The sequence below is a fragment of the Actinotalea sp. genome (genome assembly GCF_041597215.1).
Classification (GTDB): Bacteria; Actinomycetota; Actinomycetes; order Actinomycetales; family Cellulomonadaceae; genus Actinotalea.
Genome location: NZ_JBFHHB010000131.1, coordinates 1 through 8,882 on the forward strand (window position 1 = coordinate 1; position 8,882 = coordinate 8,882).

8 protein-coding genes are annotated in these 8,882 nt (G+C 73.0%); 2 read left to right on the forward strand and 6 right to left on the reverse strand.

Features of this window, described 5'->3' with window-relative positions:
- Positions 1-269 (reverse strand): hypothetical protein (locus tag ABWK99_RS10250; RefSeq protein ID WP_372594604.1); only part of this gene is annotated, 269 nt, incomplete at its 3' end.
- A gap of 116 nt (positions 270-385) precedes the next feature.
- Between ABWK99_RS10250 and ABWK99_RS10255 the strand changes: the two genes are divergently transcribed.
- Positions 386-1,420 (forward strand): hypothetical protein, encoded by a 1,035-nt coding sequence (locus ABWK99_RS10255; RefSeq protein ID WP_372594605.1) that lies wholly within the window; start codon positions 386-388, stop codon positions 1,418-1,420.
- A 250-nt stretch (positions 1,421-1,670) separates the two neighbouring features.
- Here the strand turns inward: ABWK99_RS10255 and ilvD are convergent, their stop codons facing one another.
- The 5 genes from ilvD to ABWK99_RS10280 form a co-directional block, all read right to left on the reverse strand.
- On the reverse strand, positions 1,671-3,512 hold the full coding sequence (gene ilvD, locus ABWK99_RS10260) for a dihydroxy-acid dehydratase (protein ID WP_372594606.1): 1,842 nt from the start codon (positions 3,510-3,512) through the stop codon (positions 1,671-1,673).
- 128 nt (positions 3,513-3,640) lie between these two features.
- Positions 3,641-4,618, reverse strand: coding sequence for an SRPBCC domain-containing protein (locus ABWK99_RS10265; protein WP_372594607.1), 978 nt, complete (start codon positions 4,616-4,618; stop codon positions 3,641-3,643).
- Positions 4,619-4,626: 8 nt separating this feature from the next.
- On the reverse strand, positions 4,627-4,986 hold the full coding sequence (locus ABWK99_RS10270) for an ArsR/SmtB family transcription factor (RefSeq protein ID WP_372594608.1): 360 nt from the start codon (positions 4,984-4,986) through the stop codon (positions 4,627-4,629).
- Between the two features lie 168 nt (positions 4,987-5,154).
- On the reverse strand, positions 5,155-5,937 hold the full coding sequence (locus tag ABWK99_RS10275; protein WP_372594609.1) for a GTP pyrophosphokinase family protein: 783 nt from the start codon (positions 5,935-5,937) through the stop codon (positions 5,155-5,157).
- A 199-nt stretch (positions 5,938-6,136) separates the two neighbouring features.
- Entirely contained in the window at positions 6,137-6,811 is a 675-nt protein-coding gene (locus ABWK99_RS10280) for a PadR family transcriptional regulator (RefSeq protein ID WP_372594610.1), read from the reverse strand.
- Between the two features lie 141 nt (positions 6,812-6,952).
- Between ABWK99_RS10280 and ABWK99_RS10285 the strand changes: the two genes are divergently transcribed.
- Positions 6,953-8,599: an ABC-F family ATP-binding cassette domain-containing protein gene (locus tag ABWK99_RS10285; protein WP_372594611.1), complete on the forward strand. Its 1,647-nt coding sequence runs from the start codon at positions 6,953-6,955 to the stop codon at positions 8,597-8,599.
- The last annotated feature ends 283 nt before the right edge of the window (positions 8,600-8,882 follow it).

The following is an 8,882-nucleotide window of genomic DNA, read 5'->3' on the forward strand; positions in this document are numbered from 1 at the left end:
GCGATCCGCGCGAGCGCACGCCGGTGCACCTCGGCCCAACGGTCCACGGCAGCGGAAGGCCCCGGGCCGTCGGGACGCCTCGGGACTTGGGCGCGGGCAGCCCCGGCGGCAGGAGCAGCGGCGCGGGCAGCCCCGGAGGCAGGAGCAGCGGCGCGGGCAGCGGGTGCCGGCTCAGCGGGCAGGTACGCGCCGGGCCGCACCCGCTCCCACCGCCCGGCCCGGACCTCCGCGACCGCCATCGACGGCGGGATGTCGCGTCGCAGGATCACCTGCGGCACCTGGGGACGGACGGGCGCTGCGGGGCGAGCGGGCGGGACGGGCGGAGGCTCGTCCGGTGCCCCGTCGTCCTGGCTCCGCTGCACCCGGCCGCCCGCAGGTGCCACAGGTGATCCTGCGGCGCGACATCCCGCCGACGATGGCGATCGCGGAGATCCGCGCCGGGCGGTGGGAGCGGGTGCGGCCCGGCGCCTACCTGGTCGCTGAGCCGGCACCCGCTGCCGGCGCTGCCCGCGCCGCTGCTCCTGCCTCCGGGGCTGCCGGCGCTGCCCGCGCCGCTGCTCCTGCCTCCGGGGCTGCCCGCGCCCAGGGCCCGAAGCGTCCCGCCGGCCCGGCACCTTCCGCTGCCGCGGACAGCTGGGCCGAGGTGCACCGGCGTGCGCTCGCGCGGATCGCAGCCGTCGACGCCCAGCTCACGGTCCGGCACGTCGTGAGCCACGAGTCGGCGGCCCTGCTGTGGGGCCTTCCCCTCATCGGCGACGGAGCGGTCGTGCACGTCATCCAGTCGGTCGCCCCGCATCGCGGCCGGGGTGACGTCCGCCGGCACCGGCAGCACCTGGGGGAGGACGAGGTCGTCGAGCTCGACGGTCGACGGGTCACCTCTCTCGCCAGGACGATCGCCGACTGTGCCTGCAGCCTGCCCGCCCGGGACGGCCTCGTCCTCGCGGACTCCGCGCTGCGACTGGGGCTGGACCGCGAGCGGTGCGACGAGATGCTCCGCCGTCGGGTGGGCCAGCGAGGCGTGCGCCGGGCGATCGAGGTGCTCTCCCTCGCCGACGACGGAGCGGAGTCGCCGGGCGAGAGCCGTCTGCGGCATGTGCTGCTCCGGGCCGGGCTGCCGGCACCGCAGACCCAGGTCCTCGTCGAGACGGACGACGGACCCGCGTGGGGAGACCTGGGCTGGCCCGAGTGGCGCGTCCTTGCCGAGTACGACGGCGTCGCGAAGTACACGGCGGAGTCGACGGCCGCCGCGGCTGTGCTCAGGGAGCGCCGACGTGAGGTCGCCATCGAGCGACAGGGCTGGCGCGTGCTCCGGGCGAGCGCCGCGGACCTGCGACGACCGGGTCCACTGGTCGCCGCGCTCCTGAGGTCCGCCCCGCCGGCCGCTCGCGTCCGCCTGCGTCCCCGTCCCTGGCTCACCTGAGCCCGCCCCCGTCGTCCGAGCCCTGCCCGAGAGACGAGATCGCCGTTCCGTCGCGAGATCGCAGGTACGAACCGGCGATCTCGCAACGAACCTGCGATCTCGCAGGGCACTGAGGGCGGGGCGGGTGCGGAGAGAGGACTGAGGGTGGGGCGGGTGCGGAGGGACGGGTAAGGGTGGGGCAGCGCGCCCAGGGGGTGCGCGCAGAGGGGGTGCGCGCCGAGGGGGCAGCGCGCGGCGGGGAGGGGGCGGGTCAGGGGATCTTGCGGGCGGCGCCCTTGTCGGCGGACTGGGCGAAGAGGGCGAAGAGGCGCAGGGCGGCGCTGACCTCGCGCTTGCGGTCGCGCGGGGTCCAGCCGGTGAGCTCGCGCTCGGCACGACGCCGGGCGAGCTCGTCCTCGGCGACGTGCAGCGTGACGCGTCGCTCGGGGATGGAGAACTCGATCTCGTCGCCGTCCTCCACCAGGCCGATGGCCCCGCCGGACGCCGCCTCCGGGGAGACGTGCCCGACGGACAGGCCGGAGGAGCCACCGGAGAAGCGGCCGTCGGTGATCAGCGCGCACTTCGGGCCGAGGCCCACGCCCTTGAGGTAGGAGGTCGGGTAGAGCATCTCCTGCATGCCGGGCCCGCCCTTGGGGCCCTCGTAGCGCACGACGACGACATCGCCCTCGACGATCTTCCCGCCGAGGATCATCTCGACGGCCTCCTCCTGCGACTCGGCCACCTTGGCCGGCCCACGGAAGGACCACTGGTGCTCGGGCACCCCAGCCGTCTTGACGATGCAGCCGTCCGGCGCGAGGTTGCCGCTGAGCACCGCGAGCCCGCCGTCGACGGTGTACGCGTGCTCGACGGAGCGGATGCAGCCTGTCTCGGCGTCGAGGTCCAGCGACTCCCAGCGGTTCGTCGTGGAGAAGGCCTGCGTGGTCCGCACCCCGCCGGGAGCGGCGTGGAAGAGCTCGACGGCCTTCGCGCTCGCGGAGCCGCCGCGCACGTCCCACTCGTCGAGCCAGGACTGCAGGTCGTTCGAGTGCACGGCGTGCACGCCCTCGTCCAGCATCCCGGCACGGTGCAGCTCGCCCATGATCGCGGCGATCCCGCCGGCGCGGTGCACGTCCTCCATGTAGTAGTTCGTGGAGTTCGGCGCGACCTTGCACAGGCACGGGGTCTCGCGGGAGAGCGCGTCGATGTCGTCCTGGTCGAAGTCGATCTGGCCCTCCTGCGCTGCGGCGAGCAGGTGCAGGATCGTGTTGGTCGAGCCGCCCATGGCGATGTCCACGCGCATCGCGTTCGCGAGCGCCTCACGCGTGACGATGGAGAGCGGGAGCACCGAGGCGTCGTCCTCGGCGTACCAGCGCTTCGCGATCTCGACGGCGGTACGGCCCGCCTCGAGGAAGATCTCGCGCCGCGCGGAGGACGTCGCGAGGGTCGAGCCGTTGCCGGGCAGGGCGAGGCCGATGACCTCGAGCAGGCAGTTCATCGAGTTCGCGGTGAACATGCCCGAGCAGGAGCCGCAGGTCGGGCAGGCGTTCTCCTCGATCGAGGTGATCTCCTCGTCCGAGACGTTCTGGTCGACGGCCTTGACCATCGCGTCGATGAGGTCCAGGCGCGAGCGCACCGTGCCGTCCTCGCCGACGACGACGCGCCCGGCCTCCATCGCGCCACCGGAGACGAACACGGCGGGGATGTTCAGGCGGAGCGCGGCGAGCAGCATGCCGGGGGTGATCTTGTCGCAGTTGGAGATGCAGACCAGGGCGTCGGCCTGGTGCGCGTTGACCATGTACTCGACGGAGTCCGCGATGAGCTCGCGGGAGGGCAGTGAGTAGAGCATCCCGGAGTGGCCCATCGCGATGCCGTCGTCGACGGCGATCGTGTTGAACTCCCGCGCGATCCCGCCCGCCTCCTTGACCGCCCCGGCGACGAGGTCGCCCATGTCCTTGAGGTGCACGTGGCCGGGGACGAACTGCGTGTACGAGTTCGCGATGGCGATCATCGGCTTGCCGAAGTCGTCGTTGGTCAGGCCCGTCGCACGCCACAGGGCGCGGGCTCCGGCCATGTTGTGGCCATGGGTGGTGGTGCGGGAACGCAGCTGCGGCATCGGGACCTCGGCTCGGGGGCGCGGGTGGGCCCCGCGATGATCGGTCCAGGGTAATCCGGGCGTGCGTGAGGTCCGCCGGCGGGTCGCCGAGCGAGACGGCGGGTGGGGAGCTCACGGCCGGCCCGCGGCTACGCAGCGGCGAGAACGGACTCCTCGAGGCGCAGGTAGGAGGCCTCCATGCCGTCGACCATTCCCGTCCCGAGGATCTGGTCGCGCAGCTCGGTGGTCGGGTAGGTGATCACGACGGTGATCAGCGTGCCGCCGTCGATCGGCGTCAGGGTCATCTCGTTGCGGGTCGCGGGCCCGTCGGTGCCCATCATCTGCTCGGTGGTCACGGACCGGTAGGGCGCGGCGGTCTCGAGCAGCTCACCTTCGAAACCGAAGCGTCCTCGCCCGTCGGCCCGCTCCCACACGTAGCGGTAGGACTCGCCCGCCACGGTGGCGATCTCGCAGACCGGCATCGTCCAGCCGTCCGGGCCGAGCATCCACCGGCGCACCAGGTCCGGATCGTGGTGGGCCCGCCAGACCTGGTCGACCGAGCCGCGGATCGCCCGGGTGACGCGCACCACGGTGTCGCTCAGCAGCGCGACCTGCGTGGCACGTCCGGCGGCGAAGGCGGCGAGGTCGGCGAGCACCTCGTCCATCTGACCGAGCGCCGCGGTGATGCCCTCGACCATGCCCATGGCGGCAAGGTCCTCCATCGCGGCCAGGCTCGCGAACGAGCTCGCTGCGGTGAAGCGGGAGCCGGTGGCCGTCTGCTCGAGGTCGACCCGCATCCGGGTGGTGGGCAGGGTGTCGTCGGGGGAGCCGTCCTCGTGGGCGAAGCCGTCGAGCACCTCGAAGCCGCGGCCCGGGTCCACCGACACGAAGGTCCAGTAGCCGCGCGCGCGCTCCCCGTCCGGACCGGTCATCACGTACTCCGACCGGCCGCCCTCGACCATGTCGTGGCGGGTGAAGGTGGCGGGCCAGGTGGGCGGGCCCCAGAACCGTTCGAGCTGGCGCGGGTCGCAGAACGCGTCCCAGAGGCGTGCGACGGGCACCCCGTACTCACCGACGACGGTGAGGGTCAACGCGGTGGGGTCGGATGTGACGGTGCTGATGGGCATCTGAGCTCCTACGGCCGGCGGGTGTTCCGGGGATCGGCGAGAACGTCGTCGAGCTGGCTGAAGCGGGCTCGCCACAGCTCCTCGAGCGAGGTGAGCAGCACCCGGGCACGGGCGATCTGCTCCGGTTCGGCGGCCACGAGGCGTTCGCGGCCGGCGCGTCTCTTCGTCACGAGGCCGGCCTCCTCGAGCACGGCGACGTGCTTCTGCACGGCGGCGAAGCTCATGTCGTAGTCGGCCGCGAGTCTGCTCACCGACGACTCCGCGAGCAGGGTGCGTCGCACGATGTCGCGTCGGGTCGCATCTGCCAGGGCATGGAAGAGGCGATCCGTCTCGTCGTCGCTGAGGCCGGACGGGGTCGGGGTTCGCATATCTACAACCATTTGGTTGTAAGTTAATCGACGCGTCGGGCCCGGTCAACCCTTCCGAGCGCGAGCATGCTCTCCGGGGCTCCGGGGTTCGCGGGCGACATCGCCGGGCGCCGGCAACGGCGTGGGCGTGCTCGACCGAGCGGACGCAGCCGTTCCCCGGGTCGGGCCTCAGGCCCCGTGCTCGCGGATCGCGCGCAGGCGCTCCAGCAGTCGGTCGTCGGGTTCGAGGCCGCTCGCGGTGCCGCGCGCGGTGGCGCCCTCGCCGTGCACGCGCTGGTGGAGCTGCTCCATCATCGTGTCGAGCTGGTGGGCGGTCTCGGCTGCCTCGGTGAGGCTCGTGGCGACGTCGGGCGGGGCCTCGCCCGCGTACTTGTAGAAGATCTTGTGCTCCAGGCTCGCCCAGAAGTCCATCGCGATGGTGCGGATCTGCACCTCGACGGTGACGGGTACGGGCCCCTGCGAGAGGAAGACGGGCACCTGGACCAGGGTGTGCAGGCTGCGGTAGCCGTTCGGCTTGGGGGCGGAGATGTAGTCCTTGACCTCCAGCACGGTGAGGTCCGCCTGTCGGCCGAGCAGCTCGGCGATGCGGTAGACGTCCGAGGTGAAGCTGCACGTCACCCGGATCCCCGCGATGTCCGTGATCTGCTCGCGGATCGCGTCGAACGAGGGCTCGATCCCGCGGCGCACGACCTTCGCGACGAGGGACTCCGGTGTCTTCAGCCGGGAGGAGACGTGCTCGATCGGGTTGTAGGCGTGCAGGTGGGCGAACTCCTCCTGCAGGATCGAGATCTTCGTCGTGACCTCGTCGATCCCGAACTTGTACTGCAGCATGAACCGCGTGAACTCGGCGCGGAGCCGTTCGAGGTCGTCGAAGGCGCTCGTCGTCAGCCCCTCGAGGGCGTCGATGCCCTCCCGGTTGGCCAGGCCGATGGGCGACTCTGTCCCGGTCATGCTGGTGATCAGCTCCTTGAGGGGGCCGTCGATGGCCTCGTCGTGGGTACGGCTCCGTTCCCGGCCCGACGTCGATCGTGCCGGGTTCCGGCGTGCACAGGTCCACGATACGGGGGTGGTCTGGGAGGTCGCTGTGCAGCGGCCGGGAGGGAGCCGGGCGAGGGGCCCGCTCGGACCTCGCCCGGCTCCCGGGCCGGCCTCAGCCCTCGTCGTCGTCCGCGAGGATCCGGTAGAGGTCCTTGCGGGCAGCGGTCAGCACGGCGAGCCCTGCCTCCTGCTGGCGGGCGGTGCCGACCCGCGCCAGCTGGGCGAAGGCCTCGGCGAGCGCGCGGACCTCGTCGCGGAAGGCCCGCGAGGAGCCGCGCTCGGAGTCGGCGACCGTGAAGGGGTCGCCCAGGCGCTCCTGCTCGCGCTCGACGTACTCCTCGCCCGCTTCGGTCAGGGACGCCGTCTTGCGGCCCGCGACCGGCTCGATGACGATCAGCCCCTCGTCCTCGAGCGCGGAGAGCGCCGGGTAGACGGATCCGGGGCTGGGGGTCCAGGCGCCGTCGGACCGCTCGGCGATCTCCTGGATGAGCTCGTAGCCGTGGCGGGGCTGCTCGGCCAGGAGCAGCAGGATGGCGGCGCGGACGTCGCCGCGGGGACGGGGGCCGCCACGGGGGCCGCCGCGGGGACGGCCCCAGCCGGGGTCGCCGAAGCCGAAGCCGGGGCCGCCGAAGCCCGGTCCGCCGCCGCGTCGGCCGTGCCCTCCGCCGTGGCCGTGCCCGCCTCCACGGCGGGGTCGGCCGGGTCCTTCGTCGTCCTCGGGCTCGGGCCGGAAGTGTCGTTCGTCTCGAGGGCCCTGCCCTCGCTCACTGCTGCTGCGGAAGCTCATGGGAGCCCCTCCCTTCTATCTCGATAGTCTGACGATATATCGCGACAGGTTGGTTGACAAGACTGCTGGGTCCGCCACCGGTGCGGCCGGCCGGGAAATACCGTGGCGGGTGGCCGCCCTGCGGCACGGGAGAATGGCGGCATGAGCGCGACAGTGCAGGCGAAGGGGGTGGCCGCCGCCTTCGGCGATCGCACGTTGTTCTCGGGCCTGGACCTCGTGGTCGCCCCTGGCGACGTCGTCGGGCTCGTGGGGCCGAACGGCGCAGGCAAGACGACGTTGCTGCACATCCTCGGCGGGGAACGGCGGCCCGACGCGGGCAGCGTGAGCGTCAGCCCGGCCGACGCCCACCTGGGGCACCTCGCCCAGGAGATCGAGCGACGCCCCGGCGAGACCGTGCGCCAGCACCTCGAGCGGCGCACGGGCGTCGCGGCCGCGCAGAGCGCCATGGACACCGCCGCCGACGCGCTCGCGGCCGAGGCGCCCGGGGCCGAGGACGGGTACGGCGAGGCGCTGGAGACCTGGCTCGCCCTCGGCGGCGCGGACCTCGAGTCCCGGCTCGGCAGCGTCACCGACGAGCTCGGCCTGACCGTCGACCTCGACCACCCGATGACGGCACTGTCCGGCGGTCAGGCCGCGCGGGTGGGGCTGGCCGCCCTGCTGCTCTCACGGTTCGACCTCTACCTGCTCGACGAGCCGACCAACGACCTCGACGCCGAGGGGCTCGACCTGCTGGAGGACTTCGTCGAGCGCTCGCAGGCGCCGATCGTCGTCGTCAGCCACGACCGGGAGTTCTTGTCCCGCACCGTGACGACCGTCGTCGAGATCGATCGCAGCCTGCAGCGGGTCGCCACCTACGGCGGCAGCTACGACGCCTACCTGGAGGAGCGCTCGATCGCTCGCCGTCGGGCTCGCGAGGCGTACGAGGACTACGCCGCCCGCCGCGGCAGCCTCGAGGCCCGCGCCAGGACGCAGCGCGCCTGGATGGAGAAGGGCGTGAAGAACGCCCGTCGCAAGGCGAAGGACAACGACAAGATCGGCCGGAAGTTCCGCGCCGAGTCCACCGAGAAGCAGGCGGCCAAGGCCCGGCAGACGGAGAAGATGATCAGCCGGCTCGCGGTCGTGGAGGAGCCACGCAAGGAGTGGCAGCTCCAGATGAGCATCGCGAGCGCCGCACGATCGGGTGCCGTGGTCGCGGTCGCACGCGGAGCCGTCGTCGAGCGCGGCGGCTTCCGCCTGGGCCCGGTCGACCTGCAGATCGCGTGGAAGGACCGGGTGGCCGTCACGGGGCCCAACGGTGCGGGAAAGTCGACGTTGCTCGCTCTGCTGCTGGGCCGCCTCGCCCCGACGGCCGGAGCGGTGGACCTCGGCTCGGGCGTGCTCGTCGGCGAGGTCGACCAGGCGCGGGCGCTGTTCGAGGGGGACGAGCCCCTGGTCGCAGCCTTCTCCCGCGAGGTCCCGGACTGGCCGACGGCTGAGGTGCGGACCCTGCTCGCCAAGTTCGGCCTGGTCGCCCACCACATCGCGCGGCCGGCGTCCTCGCAGTCGCCCGGAGAGCGGACCCGTGCAGCGCTCGCGCTGCTCCAGGCCCGCGGGGTGAACCTGCTGGTGCTCGACGAGCCGACCAACCACCTCGACCTGCCGGCCATCGAGCAGCTCGAGCAGGCGATGGACTCCTTCGACGGCACGATCCTGCTGGTCACCCACGACCGCCGGATGCTCGAGACGGTGCGCCTGACGCGCCGCCTGCACGTCGAGGACGGGCAGGTCACCGAGGTCACGCAGGACTGAGCGGTTGGAGTCGCGCCGCCGGCGCCGTCAGCGCCTCGCGCCCGCGCCTCCTGCGCCTCGCGCCCGCGCCTCCCGCCCACCGCAGCGGTCCGCCGTCGGCTCTTCCCGCCGGGCCCGCGGACTGGCTACTGTGCGACGACAAGGAGGTCCGATGACCGGAACGGTCCGGCACGACCCGCTCGAACCCGCGTCCGGACCCGTCCCCGGCTCGGCTGACGGCTCATCGCCCGCGGACCCCGCCCCGCCCGGCGACCCCGCTCCGCCCGGCTCTCCCGGACCGCGC

Coding starts and splice junctions, on each gene's coding strand:
- ABWK99_RS10280 (WP_372594610.1), bottom strand. CDS start 6,811: ATGAGCTTCCGCAGCAGCAGTGAGCGAGGGCAGGGCCCTCGAGACGAA.
- ABWK99_RS10285 (WP_372594611.1), top strand. CDS start 6,953: ATGAGCGCGACAGTGCAGGCGAAGGGGGTGGCCGCCGCCTTCGGCGAT.
- ABWK99_RS10265 (WP_372594607.1), bottom strand. CDS start 4,618: ATGCCCATCAGCACCGTCACATCCGACCCCACCGCGTTGACCCTCACC.
- ABWK99_RS10275 (WP_372594609.1), bottom strand. CDS start 5,937: ATGACCGGGACAGAGTCGCCCATCGGCCTGGCCAACCGGGAGGGCATC.
- ilvD (WP_372594606.1), bottom strand. CDS start 3,512: ATGCCGCAGCTGCGTTCCCGCACCACCACCCATGGCCACAACATGGCC.
- ABWK99_RS10270 (WP_372594608.1), bottom strand. CDS start 4,986: ATGCGAACCCCGACCCCGTCCGGCCTCAGCGACGACGAGACGGATCGC.